This is a genomic window from Acinetobacter lactucae (genome assembly GCF_013122135.1).
Classification (GTDB): domain Bacteria; phylum Pseudomonadota; class Gammaproteobacteria; order Pseudomonadales; family Moraxellaceae; genus Acinetobacter; species Acinetobacter lactucae.
In genome coordinates, this window is the sequence record NZ_CP053391.1 from 2106284 (window position 1) to 2130420 (window position 24137).

Consider the following 24137-nt stretch of genomic DNA (forward strand, 5'->3'; position numbering starts at 1 on the left):
CTAAGCCTCCAATGTTTTTCGCACAGCTTGCTCAATACGCTCTACACTTGGAATCCATTCTTTTTCTAAAACCGGAGAGAATGGAACAGGCGTATGTGGTGGCGTTACGAGTTCAACAGGTGCTTTTAAATAGTGGAAACCTTTTTGTGCAACTAGTGCAGCAACATCATGCCCGAAGCCACAGCGTGCCGCCGATTCATCCACAATAACCACACGTCCAGTCGATGCAACAGACTCTAAAATTCCTTCTTCATCTAGAGGTGAAATTGTGCGAGGGTCAACCACCTCAACTGAAATACCATCTTTTGCCAGTTTGTCCGCTACTTCATTGGCACGGTGTACCATCAGGCCTAAAGCAATAATGGTCACATCTGTTCCTTCACGGGTGTAATTTGCTACACCAAAGGGAATAGTATAGGCATCATCTGGAACTTCACCTTTAATGTCATAAAGCATTTTATGCTCGCAGAACACCACAGGGTCGTCATCTCGAATAGCCTGAATTAATAGCCCTTTCACATCATATGGGCTAGATGGAACCACAACTTTTAAGCCCGGAACCGCAGCAAATACGTTATATGGTGACTGAGAATGCTGAGCTGCCGCAGAAAAACCTGCGCCAATCATGCCACGTACAACCATTGGCGCTTTTGCTTTTCCGCCGAACATATAACGGAACTTAGCGGCTTGGTTATAGAGCATGTCATGACACACGCCATAGAAATCCATAAACATTAAGTCAGCAACAGGACGTAAACCTGTAGCCGCAGCACCAGCGGCCATACCAATAATCGCCGATTCGGTAATTGGGGTATCAATAACACGTTCTGAACCAAATTCCGTCCATAAACCTTTGGTTACACCGAGTACCCCACCGAAGCCTTCAAGCTCGTTCTCTTCGGTATTTTTGCCGCCATGGCCACCGCGCACATCTTCACCAACCACAAAAACAGTTGGGTCACGGCGCATTTCTGATTCAATGGCTTCTTTAATCGCATTACGAAAACTTTTATTTGGCATCTTTACTATTCCTTTAGTAAGAGACATAGACGTCAGTAAGGAGTTGTTCTGGTTGTGGGTATGCCGCAGCACGAGCTTTAGCAACGGCATCATCAACATTTGCTTTAGATGCTGCATCAATCTCGTCTAGTTTGGCTTCATCAATTTTGTCTTTGACTTTTTCTCGGAAAATTTTCAAAGGATCTTTATTTTCTTTGATGAATTCGACTTCTTCTTTAGAGCGAATCAAACCAGGGTCACCTTCAAAGTGGCCATAAAAGCGGTTTGTAATGGTTTCAATCACACTTGGACCTTCACCACGGCGTGCACGATCAATAGCAGTTTGGGCCGCTTCATAAACTGCAAAGAAATCAGTACCATCAACTTTAACTGCTGGTAAACCAAAACCAGCTGCACGACCAGCAATATCCTTACTTCCTACCGCGTAATCATGGCCCGTTCCTTCACCAAAACCGTTATTTTCGAAAACAAAAATTACTGGAAGTTTAAGAACTACAGCCATGTTCATTGCTTCAAAGGTCAGGCCTTGGTTTGAACCGCCATCACCTGTAAAAGACAGTCCAACGCCACCAGTTTTTAAGGTTTTTGCTGTCAACGCTGCACCAATTGCTAAGGGAGGCCCGCCGCCCACAATTCCGTTTGCACCGAGCATACCTTTATCCAAATCGGCAATATGCATAGAACCGCCTTTTCCACGGCATAGCCCGTCATCTTTACCGAAAATTTCCAGCATCATGGCGTGAATGTCACAGCCTTTTGCAATACAGTGTCCATGTCCACGGTGTGTTGAAGTGATATAGTCTTTGTCGGTTAAATTTTCGCAAATCCCGACTGCTACAGCTTCTTCACCACTGTATAAGTGAATAAAGCCAGGAATATCACCATTAGTATTTTCTTCGTGAAGTCGATCCTCAAATTCACGAATATCACGCATGCGTTTATATGCTGCGAGTAATTGCTCTTCCGTTAATTGCATATCCTTTTCCTTTATTATCTTGATTATTAAAAATCAACCAAGTTTCAGCGAGAGTTATATATTTCGCTACAAATAATAAAGCTCAATTTAATTTAATATGCTATTAGACTAAAAATTTTTAAATGGTTTTTATGGCTATTATTTTTTATTTTTCAAAAACTTGCACAGCAAAAATAAAATTAAAAAATTTTAATACATTTCATTGTCTTGCAAAACAAACCTTTAACCAACCTTTATTAATTTATAATATTAGCTGTGTACTACGCTCATTAATAAAACCAATGTCCTTTATTTAAATTATAAGGATTTTTATTATATAGAGTCTAGTTAAAAATTATTTAATATAAAATGGAATTATTAATATGGATTTTAAAAGACAAGCAGAAACTGGTATTAAATTAAGAGGAGCAGATAAAGTCGCTTGCATTCCTATTAAAATTTTACCTACAGAAGAGTTACCTACTAAACCGGATTGGATTAGAGCAAAAATAACCGATTTTGAAGAAATTAAACGCATAAAAAATTTGCTGCGCCAACAGAAGTTACACAGTGTTTGCGAAGAAGCGGCGTGTCCCAATTTACCGGAATGTTTTGGTGGAGGTACAGCAACATTTATGATTATGGGTGATATCTGTACTCGTCGCTGCCCATTTTGTGATGTCGCCCATGGTCGTCCAAAACCGCTAGATGAAGATGAACCTAAGCATTTGGCAGAAACAGTCGCAAATCTAAACTTAAAATATGTCGTGATTACCTCAGTAGACCGCGACGATCTACATGATGGCGGCGCTGCACATTTTGTAAAGTGTATTGAAGAAATTAGGAAACGTTGTCCAGAAACATTGATTGAGATTTTAGTACCAGATTTTCGTGGACGTTTAGAAACAGCACTTTCAACTTTGAGTTTATCTCCACCAGATGTGTTTAATCATAATATTGAGACTGTTCCTCGTTTATATAAAGCGATGCGTCCTGGGTCAGACTATCAACATTCACTAGAGCTGCTAAAACGCTTTAAAGCATATTGTCCCGATATCAAAACCAAGTCTGGTCTAATGGTTGGGTTAGGAGAAATTGAGGCAGAAGTACTTGCTCTACTTAATGACTTAAAAGATTATCAAGTAGATCTTGTCACGATTGGTCAATATCTTCAGCCTTCAAAATCACATGCACCTATTCATCGGTTTGTAAATTTACAAGAATTTGAACGATATACTCGACATGGTAAACGATTAGGTTTTAAAAATATCTGGAGTGCACCGATGGTCCGTTCTAGCTATTTTGCCGATCGACAATATTTTGGAGAAGCAGCACCAAAACCTTTCAGCCGACAAGATGTCTTATCGTAAGGAATAGGCAATTAACAAAACTTATCCAATAGGATAATGGTCAAGACCTATAAAATTATTTAAGGTAAGGAGATAACTAGGAAATAGTCACAATAAAAAAGTTATAACAGTTGAGCGGCTACGGATACGCCATTTCAATGATAAAGGAATTTCGATATGGATATGTCAGAACAATTGTCATCGCCTTTAATAGACACTACTCCGTCCTTATTTCGGCCGGAATCCTCATCTCATTCTAAACTATTAAGAAAAAAACCATCACTTGACCTTGAGGCAGCACCTTTGTTTGATCTGGGTGAGGAATGGGAACATTCATTATTTGGTCGTTCGATTCATGAGTGTCATCGCAATTTAATGCATATTGCCGAAGATGCCGATATGGCCATTGGTGTGACTGATCCTCATGGCACTCTACTTTGGACATGGAGTAGTCATCCAATGCGCTCATCGGCCGAGCAAGTACACTTTGTTGAAGGTGGTCAGTGGTCTACTCAGGCAGTAGGTCAAAATGCAATTGGTTTAGCATTAAATACACATTCTGCAAGCTGTGTTTACTCACACGAAAACCAGATGAATAGTGTTAGAGACTGGGTGTGTTACGCAGCCCCAATAACGGATGCAAATACAGGTCAGTTTTATGGAATTATGAATTTATCGACCAAATATCAAAAACATAATTCACTTGGAGTTTTAGCAGTAGAGCGTTGTGCTGACATTGTTAAACAAGCAATTCAGCTACATCAAAAAAATATTTTGTATATTAAGGCCTTTGGAACTCCCAAAGTTCAATATAACCAACACAGCCTTACATTGACTCAACGCCAGATTGAAATTCTATGCATTCTAACCCTCTGTCCCGAAGGAATTAATCTTGAAGAACTTCACTATGCGTTATATGGTGACCGGCCTGTAAGTACCACCACGTTAAAAGCAGAACTTTCTCAACTTAGAAACCTAATACCCGACGTTATCGAGTCACGACCATATAGACTTAACTGCGAAATTCAATGTGATTTTTTAATGGCCGAACAAGCATTAAACCTAGGCTTCACATCAACTACGCTTACACTTTATAAAGGAAGCTTTTTAGCTAAATCAGAAAGCCCTTTTTTATGTGCATGGAGAGATTGTTTTGACGCTCGTTTAAGTCATGTGATTTATCAAATTGAAGATATTGACCAATTATTGCGAGTAGTCAGTCGTGTCCCCGACCGTGTAGATGCTGTGGAACGCTTACTTGAATTATTACCCGAAGAAACGCCTTATCGAACTAAGCTTTTAAAATTACTTGAATAAAATAAAAGGGAGAATATCGTATAAATATTCTCCCTTTTTAAGGCCAGATCAAGCAGAGGCTTGAAGCTGTACCCTATAGCAATCGTCCAAAGCTAATTCATAATACCGTAGCCCTTCTTCGGCAGCATGAAATGCTTTTTGCTGCCAGTCAGGACGATCATTACATAAACGCTTAATCAGCTCCATAGCTTCATATGGATGAAGATCATCATAATGTGCATGAGCACGTAACCAAGCTAAAGAACGTTTATCAATCGTGACTTCAGGATGATTGGTATAGGTATGAATACCTTTATATACCTGAATAGACCAATCTCCGGTTGCCCATTCAATTGCTAAATTTGTTGCAGCCAGACATTCTGCCAAATTCCCTCGATGACTCATATTCCATAGAAAATGGTTTACCGCGTTCATAGCAGCTGGCGGACGTACATGATCAAGTTTTTCAACTGTTAAGCCAAAACCTCCAGCCCAATCGCGATACCATTTTAAGTGTCGCTCTTCTACCTTAATATTTTGAATTAACCAATCTCGCGCTTCAGTAACTCCCGGTTCAGAAAACCCAGTCGCTTTCCCCAATGCTCCAGCCATATATGACGGGAAATGGGCGACTAATGGATAGAAATTAAGTAAAGCATAACGGAAACTATCTAGGCTCAATCCCCCATTGGCCATTTCCGTAAAAAACGGATGTTTACTCACCCGTTCTTTAGCTGGTAACAGGTCGTCCCAGAACCGTTGTGACCATCCATTATGCGGCGTAATTTCTAAATTCATTCCATATTGATTTAGAGCAGTCATTGCTAATTTTCCTATTTATATGACAGCAATCATCTGTATTTCACGTTATAAGTCTATCCGAAAATGATAAAGATACAATCGTTAATCGACCATTTGTAACTTTTTTCGATGGATTGGGAAACTTTAGATAATTATTAGGCTAATCATTGAAATGTCGTGATTTTTATCACATTTAACATAGATAAAAATCATTACTTTTTTAAAAAATCTGTATTATTATTTTGAATAAACCACACATTATATAATCAATATTTTTAGATGGAACTTTACTTAAAATAAGTCTCATTTTATGACAACTTCCAATATAGAGAGCATTAATTATGAAGTTGCAGGGTTCCAATATATTGGGACAGGAACAAATAGATTTATTAACCACACGAGGATTAAATTTCGTATGGTTTCCAAAGCAGCTTGAAACGATTTATCGTTTTCAATACCAAAACGGTGCTGCCTATGAGTTCCGCTACAGAGCGCCTATTATTTTAATATTATATATATTTTTAAGCTTTGGTATATATCAAGTTTTACCAAGTGAACAAGTTTTATCCTGGTTTAGCTATTATTCTTGGGTTGGTGTAATTGTTCTTATCGCTTGGATTTTATCATTTATTAAAAAATTAAATCAGTATTTTGATTATTATGTAGGAGTTGGCTCGGCTTTAGCGGTAGCAATTACTTTTATTTTAATTAACGTTATTGAGAATGGACAAGATAATGTTCTTTTTCATGCTGCCATGATGTATGCAATCGTTATTATTTATGGTGCTGTTGGTATGCGCTTTTATACCGCCATATTTGCTGGATGGATGGGAGGACTAGTTGGAATTTTAGTAAGTAACTACTTAAATGGTGTGATCGACTGGACGTTCTTAAACCGAACTTACACTTTTAGTAGTTTTTTGGGAATGACCCTCGCCTATGCAACGGATCGTCAACATCGAGAAAACTATTTACAAAACTGTATGATTGAGCTGAACCGCATTGAGCTCATGCAACAAGCGCAGCAGTTATCCTTACTTTCTCAGCAAGATGCACTTACTGGTTTAGCCAATCGACGTTATCTAGATGAAACCTTGGATAATGAATGGCGCCGTGCATTACGACATGAAACCCCACTCACTATTATGATGGTCGATATCGATTATTTTAAAGCCTACAATGATACGCTAGGACATCTCAAAGGTGATGAATGTTTAAAAGAAATCGCAATTGCTATTTCTTCTATTGCTGCTCGTAGTGGTGATTTAGTTGCTCGTTATGGTGGTGAAGAGTTTTTACTACTATTCCCAATGACAAATTCTCAGCAAGCTTTGATACAGGTCGAACGTTTAATGAATGCGATTAATAAAATTGCGATTAAACACCCATGTAGTGATGTTTCACCACAAGTCACTATTAGCGTTGGAGTAGCAACCACAATTCCACGTCTAAACGATTCTATTTCTGCTTTTGTGGCACGAGCTGATCATGCATTATATAAAGCGAAAACCAATGGACGTAATCAATATAAGATTGCTGTAAATGAAGAACAAATTGTAGATTTAACTTAATAATGGCAAATAACAATTGAGGATAACTTTTGGCTAGTGATTACATTATTTGTTTTTGATATTAATCTTTTGAATTAAAATAATGAAAGAATTCTCTATTTAGCTTTTCCATCCGTGGTAAAGCTAAAATGTCATCTAGATTTAATATGTACTAAATATTGTTGTTTAGTTCTTAATATTAAATTAAGAATGATTTAGTTAAGATTAATACATACCTACTCTAAGCTAAAAAATTCCAGTTCATCAGAATTCTCCTTTTAACTTCTTCCAAAGTTTATTTATAAAATAGAGCAATAAGTTTTGCTCCATTCTAGGAGGGGCTGTCTGAACAACTTCATTTGAAAATGGCAATATCGAGACAATATTCTCATGTATCGTTTCATAGTTCGGATAAGCCTCTTTTTTAATAATGTCTATAATTTTTTGTATTTCATCTACAGATAAGTTCAAGAATTTTTTAATTTCTTGGACTGTCTTTGATTCAATAGATAATAAAGCACATACTCTAGTGACATTAACAATCTGCTCTGCATGAATATTTTTAAAGTTTGGATAACAAACAAGTTTGTATAGAATTTTTGTCTCAAACGGATCTGTAGCAGTTATATTTTCTATACGTTCTTGATAAGATTTTTTAAAATATTCATTATTTTCAATTTCTAATAAAATTTTTAATAGTTCCTGATACCTTAAGGGTCTCTTTAGACCATATTGATAACCTTTTAAAAGCTCAGGGTTATTACTTAATACAATTTTAATTTTTTTAGGAATAAGAATATTTGTATAGCCGCTATCTAAATCAATAATATATATATCTGGATTATCATCACTATATATCCAGTTTTCAGATAGCTGAGAGGATAAAGATAAGTCATGAATAACTTTTATCATTGCCTCTAAGTTTTTAGGCAATAGTTTATCCTTTGACATACAGCCAATTCTATATGTACATTGATTCATTGATATTTCCCCAATTTCAATGATGACTTTGAAAATTATTTGTTTAAAGTAATAAAATTTAAATATGTAATAAACTTATATAAAACCAATTTGAATAAAATTAGTTTTAAGATATGAATATCTTGCGGAAGTATAAAAACTAATAAGACTTTAATTTTTTACTTAAGCGGATAAATATCTTCAGAAATAAATCGCGGGTATTATATTTATATAGAGATTATAAGACAAGGAAATAATTTAAAATTTAATAGAGCCGAATATGATAAAAAATTAAAGCCCCCAAGTTTAAGTTAAATATGGGGGCTTAATTTACTATAGTCAAAATTATGACTATGGTTCAATTGGGGCAAACGGTGGAACAACATCTGCATTTTGTGCACGATGGCGTAGGAAGTGGTCCATTAAAACAATGGCTAGCATTGCTTCTGCAATTGGAGTTGCTCGTACACCTACACATGGGTCATGACGGCCTTTAGTTAAAACATCAGTATCTTCACGACTTAAATTAATCGTTTTACCTGGTGTTGTAATACTTGCAGTAGGTTTTAATGCAATAGCGACTCGAATGGTTTGACCACTCGAAATACCGCCTAAAATACCGCCTGCATGGTTCGCCAAGAAGCCATTACTAGTCAATTCATCACGTGTTTCATGACCGAACTGCCCAGCAACTGCGAAACCATCCCCGATTTCAACACCTTTAACAGCATTAATGCTCATCATGGCATGAGCAATATCAGCATCAAGACGATCAAAAACAGGTTCACCCCATCCTACAGGAACTTTTTCAGCTAAAATTTCTAGCTTGGCACCACAGCTTGTACCTTGTTCACGTAAAGATGTCACCAAGGCTTCAAAACGAGAAACAGCATCGATATCACCACAGAAAAATGGATTATTTGGAACTTCATTCCAATCCAGTTTTTCAGCAACTTCATTACCAATTTGTGTGACATGACCACGAATCAAAACGCCGAACTTTTCTGCTAAATATTTTTTAGCAATAGCACCTGCTGCAACACGCATAGCAGTTTCACGAGCACTCGAACGACCGCCACCCCGGTAATCACGGAAACCATACTTTTGTGTATAGGTGTAGTCCGCATGACCCGGTCTAAAAGTCTGAGCAATATTGCCGTAATCTTTCGATTTTTGATCAGTATTACGAATGAGTAAACCAATTGGCGTACCAGTCGTTTTACCCTCAAACACACCAGAAATAATTTCAACCTGATCAGGTTCTTTGCGCTGAGTGGCAAATTTTGATGTACCCGGCTTACGGCGGTCCAGATCTTTTTGTAGATCTTCTTCGGTTAACTCAAGACCAGGTGGCACGCCATCAACAATTGCCATTAAGCCAACGCCATGAGACTCACCACATGTCGTTACACGAAAGAGTTGTCCAATACTGTTCCCTGCCATATGTACAACTCCTTATGCTTGTTGCTGTTCAAATAGTTTTCTATAACGACGACATTGTTCTGCGGTTAAAGCAAAAATGCCAGAACCACCTTTTTGGAAAGTAAGCCAGTTAAAATCAATAGTATTGAAGTTTTGACGCATAGCCCATTCAGAGTTACCCACTTCAATGACAATTAAACCATCTTCAGTTAAATAATCTGCTGCTTGAGCAAGCATTTTACGCACGAGGTCTAAACCATCTTGGCCTGCTGCCAATGCAAGCTCAGGTTCGTGTAAAAACTCTTCCGGTAAGTCAGCCATATCTTCGGCATCAACGTACGGAGGATTACTTACAATTAAATCATACTGGTTTTCAGCTGGAATCTTGGCAAATAAATCAGATTCAAGTAAAGCAACTTGATATTGCTTATTGTGGTGTTCAACGTTAATCGAGGCTACTTCTAAGGCTTCTTTAGAGATGTCCGTTGCATCCACTTCCGCATCTGGGTATGCATAAGCCAAAGCTACAGCAATACAACCAGAACCTGTACACATATCTAAAATACGTTGTGGCGTTTTAGGATTTGCATTTTCTGGTAGATTATTTAGTGCTTCACGCATTTGCCCATTTTCATCTAAACAATATGGTGCAAAACGTTGCTCAATTAACTCTGCGATTGGCGAACGTGGAATAAGTACACGCTCATCTACATAAAATGGCTTATTAAAGAAGTAAGCTAAATTTAATAAATAAGAAGTTGGAATACGATCATTAATACGACGTTCTAACAAACTTAAAAATTCTGCTTTTTCACTTGGTAATAACTTGGCATCTAGAATTTCTGCGTCTGCTGACCATTCAAGAGATAAGGTTTGTAAAACTAGTGCAGAACTTTCTGCAAAATAATCTTCAGTACCTTGTCCTAAATGTGCATCATGTTGACGTAATGCTGATACCCCAAAACGAATAAAATCTCGAATTGTTGATAAATTTTCAGCAGCTTCCTGTAAATGTTCAGGGCTAATCGTCGGTCGCTCCACTTAGGCGTCTCCAAAGGCAAATTTTGCAAAGTGACTATTCTACTGAGTGAGACCAAGCAACGCAACGCTTTGCCTTGTGAACCAGTGTTTTACACACCTATCTCTAACAATCACAGCTTAAAATTAGAATACTTTGTTTTAATTAAGAAATAATGAACTTTTAACAAGGGATAGATTTCGTCTATGAAATAAAAAAGCGGTCTTTGAAGTTTGACCGCTTTTTATGTTTAGTTGGTTTAAAGCTTAAGTTTTTCTGCCACATAATCTGAATCTTTGTCTCCACGACCAGAAAGATTAACCACAATCATGGTTTCTTTCGATAGCTTTGGCGCCTCACGAATTGCCCAAGCGACCGCATGTGAACTTTCAAGTGCAGGAACAATGCCTTCAACACGAGATAAGGTCATAAAAGCATCCAAACATTCTTGGTCAGTTGCAGTGCTATATTCCACACGGCCTAAATCTTTTAAGAAACTATGTTGTGGCCCAACACCCGGATAGTCCAATCCTGAAGCAATAGAATGCACAGGTAACGGTTCACCAGCTTCATTTTCAAGCACGTAACACGCCATACCATGAATTTGGCTTGGCTTACCTAAAGTTAGCGTTGCTGAATGCATATTGGTCTCTAAACCATGTCCAGCTGGTTCAACCCCGACTAATTTCACATCCGAATCATTTAAAAATGCGGTAAAAGCGCCAATCGCATTTGAACCGCCCCCTACACATGCCACCACATAATCCGGATTTTTTCCAAAACGATGATGTGTCTGCTCTTTAATTTCATTACCAATAATCGATTGAAAATCTCGAACCATTTTTGGAAATGGATGTGGTCCTACTACAGAACCAATTGCATATATAAAGTTTTTAGGATCTTTTAAATATTCTTCAAATGCACTATCTACGGCATCTTTTAAAGTTGCTGTACCACGTGTAACTGCTACTAAATGAGCACCCAAAATTTTCATTTTGACCACATTAGGATGCTCTTTTTCAATATCGACTTGTCCCATGTGAATTTCACAGGGAATACCCACTAAAGCACAAGCCGTTGCTAAAGCAACCCCATGCTGTCCTGCACCAGTCTCAGCAATGACTTTCTTTTTGCCCATATACTTAGCAAGAAGAGCTTCACCTAAACAGTGATTGATCTTATGAGCACCTGTGTGATTTAAATCTTCACGCTTTAAATAAATTTGCGCACCGCCTAACTGTTCTGACAGACGCTTAGCATGAAATAAAGGACTTGGACGGCCTACATAATTTGAAAAAAGATCTGATAGTTCATTTTGAAATTCCGCTGTATGGCGGATTTCTTCATAAGCAACATTAATTTCATCCATTGCTTCTTTTAAATGTGGCGGAATGAATTGACCGCCATATTCACCAAAGAATCCCTGTTCATTCGGTAAAGCAATACCATTAATTTGATGTTGCATATCATCCTCTTTTTTAAATTATTAAAGTTATCAAGTTTATCGAGAAAGGTAGCGCGTTAAATCCTCAATGCCTTTTAGCGTCATTGGATACATATGATTTTCAAAAATCTCTTTAATCCAACCAATGGTTTGAGTGTAATGCCAATACCCTTCAGTTTCAGGGTTTAACCACGCTGTTTTATCAAAATGTTGACGTAGGCGACGTAACCAAACCTCGCCTGTTTCATCATTCATATATTCAACCGAACCACCCACCGATTTCAGCTCATACGGTGCCATACTGGCATCACCTACCACAATTACACGGTAGTCGCGTCCATAGGTATGAAACAAATCCCACGTATTCATGCGGGTCGCAGTTCTTCGGTAATTATCTTTCCAGACATAGTCATAAAGACAGTTATGGAAATAAAAGTATTCGAGTGTTTTAAATTCAGTTTTAGCTGCGCTAAAAAGTTTCTCACATTGAGCAATGTGCGCATCCATCGAACCGCCCACATCAAACAACATCAATACTTTGATTCGATTACGACGCTCTGGCACCATCTGAACATCCAAAATACCTTGTTTGGCTGTTTCTCGAATAGTTCCGTCGACGTCTAACTCTTCGGCTGCCCCTTGGCGAGCAAATTTGCGTAAACGGCGTAAAGCAATTTGCATCTGACGAGTACCAAGAACTTGGTCATCATCTAGATTTTGGTATTTACGCTGTTCCCAGACTTTAACCGCCGAACATTTACGGCCCGGCCCACCAATTCGTACGCCTTCTGGATGGTCACCAAAAGCTCCAAAAGGTGAAGTTCCACCTGTGCCAACCATACGGTTACCACCTTGGTGTTTCTTATGCTGTTCGCGTAATCGCTCTTCCAGCATTTTCATCAGTTCTTCTAAAGAACCTGCTTTTTGGAGTTCAGCTCTTTGCTCTGGTGTTAAGTGCTTTTCGAGAAGTTCTAAATCGAACCAGTCTTTTGGCAATTTATGAACTTGCTTAAGTAACTCATCGATATCAAAAGTTTCAATGCCATCAAAGTAATCTTTCATGGCACGATCAAACTTGTCAAAAAAGCGTTCATCTTTAACTAAAATAGTTTTAGCAAGCTGATAAAACTCTTCTTGATCGGCAAAAACTAAGCCTTCACTCACTGCACGGTTTAAATCAATGAGTTCACGAGTCGTAACTGGAACACCATATTTACGTAAGGTGTAAAATAACCGCACAAACATGGGTTACTCCCTCCCTTAACGTCGAGACATGAAAGCCAAGCGTTCGAGAAGTTGTACATCCTGCTCGTTTTTGATCAGCGCACCATATAAAGGTGGAATCGCTTTTGAGGTATCTCGATTGCGTAATACATCTTCTGGCATATCATCTGCCATGAGTAAACTTAACCAATCAATTAACTCAGAAGTTGACGGTGGTTTCTTTAAATTAGGAATTTCACGTAGTTTAAAAAAAACCTGTAAAGCTTCGTTCACCAATGTTGCAGAAATATTCGGGAAATGAACTGCAATGATTTCTCTCATTGTGGCTTCATCTGGGAACTCAATATAGTGGAAGAAGCAACGACGCAAGAAAGCATCAGGTAATTCTTTTTCATTATTAGAAGTAATAATGACTATTGGGCGTTGTGTTGCTGTAATTGTTTCACTTGTTTCATAAACATAAAAAGACATTTTATCGAGTTCATGCAGCAAGTCATTTGGAAACTCGATATCTGCTTTATCAATTTCATCAATTAACAAAACACAACGCTCTTCACTCGTGAAAGCTTCCCACAATTTACCGGGTTTAATATAGTTCTTAATATCGTAAACTCGATCATCACCTAACTGGCTGTCTCTTAAACGAGAAACCGCATCATATTCGTACAACCCTTGCTGCGCTTTGGTTGTTGATTTGATATGCCAAGTGATCAGTTTTAAACCCAAGCTTTGTGCTACTTGTTCGGCAAGTAAAGTTTTCCCCGTGCCCGGTTCACCCTTAATTAGTAAAGGCTTTTGCAAAGCACGAGCTGCTTTTACAGCGAGCTTAAGACTATCAGTCGCGATATATTGATCTGTACCAGTAAAATGTTGGGTATCAGCAGACATGTAAAGACCTTATTTTTCTATTTCAATGGTTAGATGGAACGCATGTTTTTGTTTGTTGAATATTTTGACCAACAATATCCAATCACCAAACCTAGACCAACGACAAACAGAATTAAAGATAAATTCGACCAAATTAACGGACTATCTTTAGTTAAAACACCAAAAAGAAGTCCAAAAATAGCAGGTGCCACAGATGCATTCGGCCCTTCAGACACTGTTGGTGTGACTAAAATAGCAAATACGACAAGCCAGCTAATTGCACCAAGAGTTGTAGGAAGACGGCGCATTAATCGCCACCAACACCACAAAGCAATAATAGCGCCTATTCCATAAGCTGTTAAAGCAATAACACCTTCAGGAATAACATCCAAAAAAGAAAATAATTGATTCATTATTCCAGTTTGATCTTCACGCACCACGTAAGCCCTCTGGTTCAACTGCATTCGGGTTAATTAACCCTTCTGGCGGCATCTGAATAAAGAAACCTTTTGTTTGTAATGAGTCTAAAACATGTAAAACATTAACACGCGCCAATTTACGTGTTGGAGCCAACTCTAAATGCATGACAAACGTTGCAAGACCAAACGCTTGTAAAACAGCTTCAGGAACATTTTCAAACGGATCAGTTTGCTCCGCATCGTCAGGATAGTTTGGACGAGCAATATACATGTACATTTCATCTTTTTTGCTCGATCTATAAATATCACAGTGCATTTCAAATCAACTCTTGAACTAAGGACAGCATACATGAAAAAAAACGACACACACACGCAGGTTTGTTTACGCATCAGTCGTTTTTTTAATTCTTGAGAAATATTAACCTACAACATTGATTAAGGTCGATAATAACTTTGTTCTAAATAGGGATTAGATTTCAAAAATACAATTTAACCTATTGATTTTAAATATCAAAATATAAAATCTATTTTACTAAAATAAAACCAGTTTTAGGACTTATAAAAAGTATTCATCATCAAATACTTCTTTATTGGTAATTTTTTTAAATTACTATTTATATGTTTGAAAAATATATTATTAAACTTATTCGCCCCTTATAGAGACACATACATTTAATTAAAACTTTTAACCACTTCACTACACATCACCAGACGTTACTTAACTTAGTTATTATCTGAATATGTTTCAATAATAAGTATCTTGTTCATAGATATGGAGGACAAAATTATGCCTCGTGGTGATAAAAGTGCTTATACAGCAAAACAAAAACGTCAGGCCAAACATATTGTTGAGAGTGAAGTAGATAGAGGTCATTCTCAAGAAGAAGCCGAACGAATTGCATGGTCTACCGTCAATAAACAAGATGGTGGCGGTAAGAAAAAGTCTCACTAAAACAAACATTAAATACTTCTTTAGCTTGGGCTAAAGAAGTATTTTCATCAAAAATAAATCAATAATGTTTAGAAAACTCGAGAGCTTTTTATATAGTCATTGCTTACCAGATTTAAAGCATTCAAAATAGCGCTATCATCTTGGCTCAATAAAGCTTGGTTAAGGCTTTCCATATAGGCAATAAGCTTAGTTTTAGAAGTATGAGCAAATTCGGTTATTACAGCTTCATCTTCATATAATATTACGTAACTACGTGCGAAACCGTAGATTAGGTAAACTACTGCTTTTTCTTTTGTATCTTTAGATTCTTTAAGAGACTGCTCACAAGCATTTTTTAAATCCTTAAATGCATCTGTACCAGTAGATTGATTTTTGAAAGATAAAAGTATTGTTTGGAAGTTCATATCCATATTCCACTCAAAAAGTAAAGCTACAGAAGAAGATAGAACCTGTCAAATAATATCTTGATTAATATAATTTTAATTGTAAATAAATTTATATTTAACTTCTTTTAGCTTACGATAAATCATGTAATAAAAAACCACTCTTTTTTAAGGGTGGTTTAGTTAAAACAATCAATAATTAGAAGCTTATTTCAATTGTGATGGTGGTACCCGAGTGCTCAATATCAGTTGAGACATTAAACCCTCTACTTTTAAGCTCCTCTTCCACCAATGTAAGATGATCAGGACTTATAGCATCAACAGGAAACCAGAAAGTTGCTTTTCGCTTCCCCTCCTTAGATTCAGACTCAGTACCAGTTAAAATTTTTTCCAATATGACGTCTTTATTTATTTTAAAGTTTTTAGCATTTTGACGAGCTTGTTCAGCATTAAAGTTGTTAAGCATATTTATCTCTCTAATTATTAATTTATCTAATTTTATAACATAAAAAGGCTATATAAGTTTTAGTGTTGTGTAGTTAAAACCAATCAAAGATATAAGTTTATTGATTAAATAAATGTTCTACCCAATCGATAAATTTTCTAGCATTTCTATTTTTAAAATCTTCTCTATTTGGAATGTAGTAACACAGCTCTGATTGAATGGGTTTAGTTTCGAACTCCTGCAAAAGATTGGCTTTAACAAACCTATGGGTCAGTGTAGCAGAACAAAATACTAACCCATTGGCAGATAAAGCCTCGTGTATCCCAAAAATCTCCTGATCAAACTTCTTAATAGTTACCCTCTTTTGGTCCCATCCATTCACCTCAAGCCAGCTCTCTAATGGTGGACTTGGTAATGCTTTATTTTTCCATTCTGTGGTGAATAACGTTATTGACTGACTCGTATCTTTGGACAGAGCGAGTTTAGATACGCCAAATACATTAAAAGACTCATATTTAAGGACATCTTTAGAAGGTACTGAAGATACATCACCATATCGAATAGGTAATGTATATAAATGATTGTCTAAAGTTTCACCCGTAGAAAATTCAACTGAGATATCTGGATTCAATTGATAAAATTCATTTATAGAAGGAATTAACAGCATTGCAGCTAGTGAAGAGGTACTTGCAACTCTCATTATATTTCCATTTACTGTTATTTCATCTAATGCATCTTCTATTTTACGAAATCCTTCAGAAATTGCTCCCGCAAGTCTTTTCCCTGTCGTTGTAAGCGTTATTTTTCTGACTTGTCGATGAAATAAATCAACATTTAATCTGCTTTCTAGATTGGCGACATGATGTGAAATTGCAGTCGGTGTAAGTGAAAGTTCTTCAGCAGCCAACTTAAAACTACCCAATCGAGCGGCTGATTCAAATGCCTTAAGTGCTTGCAAAGAGACTTGCATGCTTTCTCCCAAGTGATATTCATAGGTGAATTAAAATCATCTATAAATGTAATTTTCTCGTTTGTCTACTTATCTTTTAAAACTCAAAATAAATTGAATCTTAACCTTTGTGGAATTAATGATGAGTAAAATATTACATATAGATGCCAGTGTAAGAGCTGCCATTAACCCCAATCCAAAACATAGTTCGATTTCAAAAAATATTGCCAATCGGTTGATCAACTCATGGAAAAAGCAAGTGCCTATAGATGAATATATTTATCGGGATGTAGGAATGAATCCTCCACCCTTTATTACTCAAGATTGGATTGAGGCTGTATTTACGCCTGAGAATAAAAGAACTCAGGCTCAACACGATGTTTTATCTATATCAGATCAATTAATAGCAGAAGTTTCTAGCTCAGATATTCTTGTAATTTCTTCACCTATGTACAATTACGGTATGCCTGCTCAACTGAAAGCATGGTTTGATCAAATTATTCGAATTAATAAAACTTTTGATTTTGACCTTGCTCGAGGAGACTTTCCTTTACAACCTCTTTTGTCGGGCAAAATTTTAATTATTATTACTTCCAGCGGAGAGTTTGGGTTTGAGAAAGATGGAATTCGACAAAATATGAGTCATCTTGTACCCCACATTTGTACACTGAGCAAATATTTAGGCGTAGAAAAAATTTATGAAATTAGCTCTGAATATCAGGAGTTTGGAGATGAACGACATATAAAATCACTAGAAAATGCTTTTCAAAAAGCTGAGAAACTCGTAGCGCAACTTTCCAGTTTATACACAAAAAGTTAGTACAATATGAATCCTTAATTTTTCAAGTTTAATAATCTACTGACATTTTAACTGAGTTTTATGATTAAAAATAAAAAGCCAACCCAATTGGGTTGGCTTTTTTATTTCTGCACCGAAACAAACTTATAGTTATATATTATATATATTGAAATTGTTTTTCTTAAAACCAAGAATATACAGACCTGTATGTTTAATCAATTGAATTTTTCTCACTGTATAAGTTAATTTAATTCATTATCAATTTTACAAATTAAAATTACTTCAACCCATCACTTTACTAGCTTTTTAAAAAGTTAATTATTTAATATAGCTAACATAAAAATTTACTTTATTAACTATTAATATTGAATATCTATTATTTATAAATAAAAACTACCCAATTTAAATTATTCACCAATCTTAATTAAAAAAGGCCCATCAATGATGAGCCTTTTAAACAATAAATATGGATGAATTTTAAATCGATAAACTTTGTTTTTCTTCTTGAAATAACTCGATTAATGGTTGTGTTAACAACTCATAACGCCAGCCTAATAGATAATCAGGTAGATCTTGCTCATCCCCTCGAGAAAGAACATGTTGATGAATGGCATTTAACCATTTTTTTCTTAGCAACACTTCTTTAGGAATAGAAGTCTCATTTATTGCATGAGCAAGCACCATATCCATTTTATGTAAAGTCTCTTTAGAAGTGACCTTAAATGGTTTTGCAATCTTTGATGGCCATTTGCTTTCGGCTGGTAAATCTTTAAGTAATTCTAAAATAGTTTTGCCATATTCACGAACTACATTTGGACGAATATCTTTCACTTGCGAAAGTTGAAAGCTATTACGTGGATTCTTTTCAACCATATCAATCATTGTTGAGTTTCTAAGAATGAAACTGCGTGGCTGATTTGTTGCTTTTACAATGTATTCACGCCATTCACTTAAGTTTTGTAGTTGCATTAATTGACGACGTGAATGACGATAATTACCAACATCGGTATATAGTAATTCTGTCGGGGTTTTACTAATAATTTCTTTGGTTAGGCTGCTACAGTCTTCAAGAACATAGTCATAAAGCCCTTTCTGCTTAAGCTGTTCTTGAATATGACTCGCTAACTTCATTAGATATAAAACATCGTTGGCAGCATAACAAAGTTGTTGAGGCGATAGAGGCCTAGCTAACCAATCAGATCTGGTTTGATCTTTTTCGATATCAATATCGAGACAAAGTTTTAAAGCACCTTGGTAGCTGACTTGTAAACCGTGACCTAAGAAAGAAAGGCCCACCTGAGTATCAAAGACCTTAAGCAAGTCTTCTTGTTCTGCATAATGGTAGATTAAATCGATGTCTTCTCCACAGGCATGGAAAATATTTTGCTGCGCGAGAAAGATCTTTTTCCAAAACAGACTTAGATCTAATGAAACACCATCCAACAGATAGACATTGCCATTTACATTGACTTGGCAAACTCCAAGTTTAGGCCAAAGTGTGTCAACCTTAATAAATTCTGTATCAAGTCCATATATTGAACATTGATCCATTTTTTGAAGAACATCAACCAATTCGGTTTGCTGTTGGATAAACTGAAACATGCTTTCTCAAGTAATGCAAAGAGTGCTTTAAACTCTGGTATATATAACATAGAAGCAGAAAAATGCCACTTAAACCTTTATGAATATTGTATTTTTGAACAATTTTTCGAAAATAGATAATTTTTTGATCTTTTATTTATATTTTTAAATTTATCTCCAAATAACCCTTATAAAATTTATAAGATCTTTTTCATGCTTATATTCATATTCTATTTAAACTTTCTACTATTATAAAACCAAAATAATATGTATGTTTAATAGTTGAATTCAATTCACAAGTTTTTCAATTAAATTGATATTGTATTAATGAAATAAGCATCGGAATGCTTATTTCATTCTCATGCGGTTATGCACTGCCTGGCTTAAGGTATGGCTATCGACATACTCGAGTTCCCCCCCCTGAGGTACACCTTGAGCGATACGTGTCATGTGTATTGGTAAATGCTTAGTCGCCTCTACCAAATAATGAGCTGTTGCCTGTCCTTCAACAGTCGCATTCGTTGCTAAAATCACTTCTTCAATCTTGCCTTGGCTTAAACGCTGAATCAGATAAGGAATACCAATTTCTTCAGGTCCAATACCATCTAATGGGGAAAGATGTCCACCTAAAACATGGTATTTGCCACGAAAGCTACCGCTTTGCTCAATCGCCATCACATCTGCTGGTGATTCAACTACACACAATAATTGATCATCTCTGTCTGTTGAGGCACAAATATCACAAATTTCATGTTCAGTCAGAGAATGACAAACACTACATTCATGTATATAACTTGAAGCTTCATGTAGAGCATGAGCTAATGCAAATGCACCTTCTCGATTTTTCATCAAAAGATGTAAAGCCATACGTTGAGCCGATTTCGGACCAACGCTAGGCAATATACGTAAAGCTTGAACGAGTTGTTCAAATCTATCACTAAACACTGAATTTCCTTAGAACATGCCCGCTAAGCCAGGTGGCAAGCCCATACCAGAATTTGCTTTTTGCATTTTTTCTTCAGAAATCACTTCTGCTTGACGCACAGCATCATTAACCGCAGCAGCGATTAAATCTTCAATCATGTCTGGCTCATCTTGAAGTAGTTCTGGATTAATTTCGATACGTTTTACGATGTAACGGCCAGTCATTGTGACTTTCACCAAACCACCGCCAGCTTCTGCTTGAACTTCAGTTTGAGCAAGCTCTTCTTTAGCCTTTTTTATATTTGTTTCCATATCTTTTTGCATGCGCTGCGCTTGCTGCATGAGCATATTGATATTCATAACCTTACTCCGTATCTCTATCAAATCTTTAAAGTATTATTCATTATCTGCCAATACTTTATAAAAACTTAATCTCGTTGAGCTAGCTGTATTGATTAAAATCCATGCAAGCTAGTACATTGAACTCAAATTAATCCGTAATTCTGACACAATAAAGTAATGTTTTCTATCAGTATCTCTAGCTCTATTTTAGGTACAACACGCATGCCTAAATTAAAATTAGCTGTCATTTCTTTAGGATCTAATTGCTTTAGATTATTATTGTGAGGCCTGTAAACTTGTATTGACTTTTTTATATTCGCTTAAAGGAACTTTTTTGAAAGAAGTATTGGCTTTTTCTATTGAAAGATCAGCATCTTGAACAGATTTATTTGCATCATTAATTAATAATACAGTTTCACTTATCTGTGTTGGTTCATCTTTTTGGGCAAATACTTTGTAGCCCACCAGTCCAATTGCCCCTATCGCAACTAAAATAATTATAGGTTTAAGCATGATTAAAACTCTCTTTGTTATTTTTATTAAATTTAGAACTTTTATACGTTGAAATTTTAAACTGATTTATAACAAAACGTAGACTTTTTATTTCTATTGTTGCTTATAAGTAACACAAAAAAGCCACATTCATTTTAATGTGGCTTTTTCCAGAACTACCATAATTTAATTAGATGAGGTCTAACCCACGTGAAATATCACCAATAATGTCATTAATATCTTCTAGGCCTACAGAAACACGAATTAAACCTTCTTGAATACCTGCGGCTTCTTTTGCTTCAACAGAAAGTTTGCCATGTGTCGTAGTTGCTGGATGTGTAATTGTCGATTTCACATCACCTAAATTACCGGTAATCGAAATAAACTTGGTATTATCAATAACCTTCCAAGCACCTTCACGCTCGCCTTTAACGACAAAGGATACAATACCGCCAAAGCCACTTTGCTGCTTAGCAGCAAGTTCACGTCCTTCATGAGTTGGTAAACCAGCGTAGTAGACCTTCTCTACTTTTTCATGATTAGATAACCATTCTGCAAGAATTTGAGCACCCTCACAGTGTGCTTTCATACGCAAGCGTAAAGTTTCAAGACCTTTTAAGAACACCCATGCATTAAACGGACTCATTGATGGTCCAAGCGTACGAACAACACCAAAAACTTCTTCTAATAACTGATGATTACCGACAACAGCACCCCCTAAAGCGCGCCCTTGCCCATCTAAATATTTAGTTGCCGAGTAAATTACAAGGTCTGCCCCAAATTTTAATGGTTGTTGCAAAACGGGCGTACAGAAACTGTTATCAACCGCAAGTAGTGCACCATTCGCATGGGCAATATCTGCAAGCGCTTGAATATCTGCGATCTCCGCTAGAGGGTTAGACGGCGACTCAACAAAAAAAAGTTTGGTTTCGGGACGTACAGCATTTTTCCATGCGTCCAAATCACATAAATCAACAAATGTAATATCTACACCAAACTTGGCAATATATTTTTCAAATAAGGCAACAACTGAGCCAAAAACTGCTCTTGAGCAAATAACATGATCACCAGCTTTTAAATATGCCATAGCAACTGACAAAATCGCGCCCATTCCCGAGCTTGTTGCAACAGCTCGTTCAGCGCCGTCTAAAGCTGCTAAACGTTTTTCGAACATTGATACAGTCGGATTGGTAAAACGAGAATAGATATTTCCTTGAACCTGACCGGAAAATTTTGCTGCAGCTTCTGCTGCATTTTCATATACAAATGATGAAGTCAAAAAAATCGGTTCACCATGCTCACCTTCAAAACTACGAGTATGTCCGGTACGAATGGCTAAGGTATCAAGTTGGTATTCTAAATCATCAGACTGGTTCATTAAATGTTCGCCTTTACTGGTCATGTACTAAAAAACTATCATCATTTTGAGTGTCTAGGGTATTTAAGGTCAAGGTAAACATTAAAATTATCGCTTAGACTTTATTCAATCTTTAGTAAATAGTTGGTAACGCAAGATGAAACGCTTAAAGTCCCTTGTCTCTGAACAAAGTCAAATCAAGCACCTTTCTACCCGACTATTTCGCCCTCAAACATTAGTATTGTCACAAAGCACTCCGTTTGAAGTGATTGGTGAATTCAATCAAACCCGTATCCGCTATTACGCAGCTACTCAAAAACGATTCAAAGAACCTTTAGTATTTGTTGCCCCACTAGCTATTAATATGGCGATATATGATTTGTATCCATATCGCTCTCTTATTAAATATTTTCAAAATGCAGGTTTTGACGTATATCTTGTCGATTGGGGCCGTTTAAATTTTAAAGATAGACATCTTAATTTTTTAACATTTATTGAAGATTTTATTCCTAAAGCAATACAACTTGTGCGTACACATTCAGGAAGTGAACAAATCTCGCTTCATGGCTGGAGTATGGCTGGTATATTTGTCACTTTATATACAGCTTTAAATCAACCCAACTATGTCAAAAACCTTATCGTGCTTGGGAGTCCAATAGACAGTTATGCCTCTGGCTATATTGGAAAACTCTACCGAACCATAAACAACGTGATTGCTCGTAATAAAAAAATTCAGGACCGTATTTATTCTGGATTGCCAAAACGTCTGATTCATAGCCCAGGAATTTTAAATTCTTTAGGTTTCAAAATTCTTGACCCTAAAGGCTGGTTTGATGGACATGTTCAACTCCTAAAAAATCTTGATGACCTACAATTTGTACAAGAGCATGCCACTCTAAGTAGCTTTTTAAATAATATGATTGATTACCCAGGTGGAATTAATCAGGACATGTTGTTCAATGTTTGGTTGCAAAATCCATTGAAGCGCGGCTTTATTCAATTAAAAGATAAAAAAATTGAATTAAAAAATATCGACTGCTCTCTCTTAGTAGGCGCGGGTCGTAGCGATCAGTTAGTGACTGCCGATGCGGCTTATCCATTAAGTGAACTGACAAACAGCCAAGATGTCACATTTACACTAATTCCCGGTGGTCATTTAGGCCTAATGTCGAGTCAAGCAAGTTCTCTTGAGTTTTGGCCACAGTTAGCAACATGGCTAACCGAACGCTCAACACAATTATAAAGTACTAAATTTTCCTAATTAAAAATAACTTTAATAAAAAAAAGCCTATTTCATTTTAGAAATAGGCCATCAAAACAAAAACTATCAAACGCAGCAATTAATGGTCATATGATAAAAGCTATAATATGTAAAATCAATACATCTTTCAGTTGAATGATAAATTAAAATAGAGGCTGGAATTAATTTTAACTTTTCATATTTTATTCAATAAAAGAAAGCCCATTTCCGTCTAAAATAAAAATGAGCCTAGTGAATTCCACTTAATCCTAAAATACAAAATGTGATAATTATCACGTTTCGCTTTTTTGATAATGTCATCGATATTTTGCTTTTTCATTGACCAAA

25 protein-coding genes are annotated in these 24137 nt (G+C 36.4%); 6 read left to right on the top strand and 19 right to left on the bottom strand.

Going from position 1 to position 24137, the window contains the following annotated elements; translation table 11 throughout:
- Complete coding sequence (locus HLV59_RS09755) at positions 1–1020, bottom strand: alpha-ketoacid dehydrogenase subunit beta (protein ID WP_004792520.1); 1020 nt, start codon at positions 1018–1020, stop codon at positions 1–3.
- Positions 1021–1033: 13 nt separating this feature from the next.
- Positions 1034–1996: a thiamine pyrophosphate-dependent dehydrogenase E1 component subunit alpha gene (locus HLV59_RS09760; RefSeq protein ID WP_081174074.1), complete on the bottom strand. Its 963-nt coding sequence runs from the start codon at positions 1994–1996 to the stop codon at positions 1034–1036.
- A 362-nt stretch (positions 1997–2358) separates the two neighbouring features.
- Here HLV59_RS09760 and lipA point away from each other — a divergent pair, with 362 nt between their 5' ends.
- Both lipA and HLV59_RS09770 read left to right on the top strand, forming a co-directional pair.
- Positions 2359–3345 carry a lipoyl synthase gene (lipA, locus tag HLV59_RS09765; RefSeq protein WP_171429859.1) on the top strand — a complete coding sequence of 329 codons (987 nt, stop codon included), beginning with the start codon at positions 2359–2361 and terminating at the stop codon, positions 3343–3345.
- Between the two features lie 156 nt (positions 3346–3501).
- On the top strand, positions 3502–4641 hold the full coding sequence (locus tag HLV59_RS09770; protein WP_171429860.1) for a transcriptional regulator: 1140 nt from the start codon (positions 3502–3504) through the stop codon (positions 4639–4641).
- Between the two features lie 48 nt (positions 4642–4689).
- Here HLV59_RS09770 and HLV59_RS09775 read toward each other — a convergent pair whose 3' ends face one another.
- Positions 4690–5442, bottom strand: coding sequence for a TenA family transcriptional regulator (locus tag HLV59_RS09775; RefSeq protein ID WP_171429861.1), 753 nt, complete (start codon positions 5440–5442; stop codon positions 4690–4692).
- A 320-nt stretch (positions 5443–5762) separates the two neighbouring features.
- Here HLV59_RS09775 and HLV59_RS09780 point away from each other — a divergent pair, with 320 nt between their 5' ends.
- Positions 5763–6992, top strand: coding sequence for a GGDEF domain-containing protein (locus tag HLV59_RS09780; RefSeq protein ID WP_005069350.1), 1230 nt, complete (start codon positions 5763–5765; stop codon positions 6990–6992).
- Between the two features lie 243 nt (positions 6993–7235).
- On the opposite strand, the gene HLV59_RS09785 is transcribed toward HLV59_RS09780, so the two are convergent.
- From HLV59_RS09785 to HLV59_RS09820, 8 genes are all read right to left on the bottom strand, one after another.
- Positions 7236–7952, bottom strand: coding sequence for a hypothetical protein (locus tag HLV59_RS09785; RefSeq protein ID WP_171429862.1), 717 nt, complete (start codon positions 7950–7952; stop codon positions 7236–7238).
- A gap of 330 nt (positions 7953–8282) precedes the next feature.
- Positions 8283–9374, bottom strand: a complete 1092-nt coding sequence (aroC, locus tag HLV59_RS09790) for a chorismate synthase (protein WP_057105122.1) — start codon at positions 9372–9374, stop codon at positions 8283–8285.
- A gap of 12 nt (positions 9375–9386) precedes the next feature.
- A complete protein-coding gene (gene prmB / locus HLV59_RS09795) occupies positions 9387–10394 on the bottom strand; it encodes a 50S ribosomal protein L3 N(5)-glutamine methyltransferase (RefSeq protein ID WP_016145181.1) in 1008 nt (335 codons plus the stop codon).
- A 236-nt stretch (positions 10395–10630) separates the two neighbouring features.
- On the bottom strand, positions 10631–11836 hold the full coding sequence (gene trpB, locus HLV59_RS09800) for a tryptophan synthase subunit beta (protein ID WP_057105124.1): 1206 nt from the start codon (positions 11834–11836) through the stop codon (positions 10631–10633).
- 36 nt (positions 11837–11872) lie between these two features.
- On the bottom strand, positions 11873–13060 hold the full coding sequence (locus HLV59_RS09805; protein ID WP_171429863.1) for a vWA domain-containing protein: 1188 nt from the start codon (positions 13058–13060) through the stop codon (positions 11873–11875).
- A gap of 15 nt (positions 13061–13075) precedes the next feature.
- Complete coding sequence (locus HLV59_RS09810; protein WP_069123222.1) at positions 13076–13927, bottom strand: AAA family ATPase; 852 nt, start codon at positions 13925–13927, stop codon at positions 13076–13078.
- Positions 13928–13956: 29 nt separating this feature from the next.
- Entirely contained in the window at positions 13957–14343 is a 387-nt protein-coding gene (locus HLV59_RS09815; protein ID WP_025470605.1) for a hypothetical protein, read from the bottom strand.
- Positions 14336–14596, bottom strand: coding sequence for a YcgL domain-containing protein (locus HLV59_RS09820; protein ID WP_266095358.1), 261 nt, complete (start codon positions 14594–14596; stop codon positions 14336–14338). The genes HLV59_RS09815 and HLV59_RS09820 overlap by 8 nt, the downstream gene beginning before the upstream one ends.
- Positions 14597–15112: 516 nt before the next feature.
- Between HLV59_RS09820 and HLV59_RS09825 the strand changes: the two genes are divergently transcribed.
- Complete coding sequence (locus HLV59_RS09825) at positions 15113–15277, top strand: hypothetical protein (protein ID WP_016145178.1); 165 nt, start codon at positions 15113–15115, stop codon at positions 15275–15277.
- Positions 15278–15345: 68 nt separating this feature from the next.
- Here HLV59_RS09825 and HLV59_RS09830 read toward each other — a convergent pair whose 3' ends face one another.
- The 3 genes from HLV59_RS09830 to HLV59_RS09840 form a co-directional block, all read right to left on the bottom strand.
- Entirely contained in the window at positions 15346–15681 is a 336-nt protein-coding gene (locus HLV59_RS09830; RefSeq protein WP_171429864.1) for a hypothetical protein, read from the bottom strand.
- A gap of 178 nt (positions 15682–15859) precedes the next feature.
- Positions 15860–16126 carry a hypothetical protein gene (locus HLV59_RS09835; protein WP_171429865.1) on the bottom strand — a complete coding sequence of 89 codons (267 nt, stop codon included), beginning with the start codon at positions 16124–16126 and terminating at the stop codon, positions 15860–15862.
- Between the two features lie 97 nt (positions 16127–16223).
- A complete protein-coding gene (locus HLV59_RS09840; RefSeq protein WP_031948236.1) occupies positions 16224–17075 on the bottom strand; it encodes a LysR family transcriptional regulator in 852 nt (283 codons plus the stop codon).
- A gap of 118 nt (positions 17076–17193) precedes the next feature.
- Between HLV59_RS09840 and HLV59_RS09845 the strand changes: the two genes are divergently transcribed.
- Positions 17194–17874, top strand: coding sequence for an FMN-dependent NADH-azoreductase (locus HLV59_RS09845; RefSeq protein WP_079748362.1), 681 nt, complete (start codon positions 17194–17196; stop codon positions 17872–17874).
- A 456-nt stretch (positions 17875–18330) separates the two neighbouring features.
- Here HLV59_RS09845 and HLV59_RS09850 read toward each other — a convergent pair whose 3' ends face one another.
- The 5 genes from HLV59_RS09850 to HLV59_RS09870 form a co-directional block, all read right to left on the bottom strand.
- On the bottom strand, positions 18331–19455 hold the full coding sequence (locus tag HLV59_RS09850) for a ribonuclease D (RefSeq protein ID WP_171429866.1): 1125 nt from the start codon (positions 19453–19455) through the stop codon (positions 18331–18333).
- Positions 19456–19782: 327 nt separating this feature from the next.
- A complete protein-coding gene (gene recR, locus HLV59_RS09855) occupies positions 19783–20379 on the bottom strand; it encodes a recombination mediator RecR (RefSeq protein WP_171429867.1) in 597 nt (198 codons plus the stop codon).
- Between the two features lie 9 nt (positions 20380–20388).
- Positions 20389–20718: a YbaB/EbfC family nucleoid-associated protein gene (locus tag HLV59_RS09860; RefSeq protein WP_016141121.1), complete on the bottom strand. Its 330-nt coding sequence runs from the start codon at positions 20716–20718 to the stop codon at positions 20389–20391.
- A gap of 258 nt (positions 20719–20976) precedes the next feature.
- Positions 20977–21213 (bottom strand): hypothetical protein, encoded by a 237-nt coding sequence (locus HLV59_RS09865; RefSeq protein ID WP_171429868.1) that lies wholly within the window; start codon positions 21211–21213, stop codon positions 20977–20979.
- 169 nt (positions 21214–21382) lie between these two features.
- On the bottom strand, positions 21383–22570 hold the full coding sequence (locus HLV59_RS09870) for an O-succinylhomoserine sulfhydrylase (protein WP_216606711.1): 1188 nt from the start codon (positions 22568–22570) through the stop codon (positions 21383–21385).
- A 136-nt stretch (positions 22571–22706) separates the two neighbouring features.
- Here HLV59_RS09870 and HLV59_RS09875 point away from each other — a divergent pair, with 136 nt between their 5' ends.
- Positions 22707–23792 carry an alpha/beta fold hydrolase gene (locus tag HLV59_RS09875; RefSeq protein WP_171429870.1) on the top strand — a complete coding sequence of 362 codons (1086 nt, stop codon included), beginning with the start codon at positions 22707–22709 and terminating at the stop codon, positions 23790–23792.
- Positions 23793–24137 lie beyond the last annotated feature (345 nt).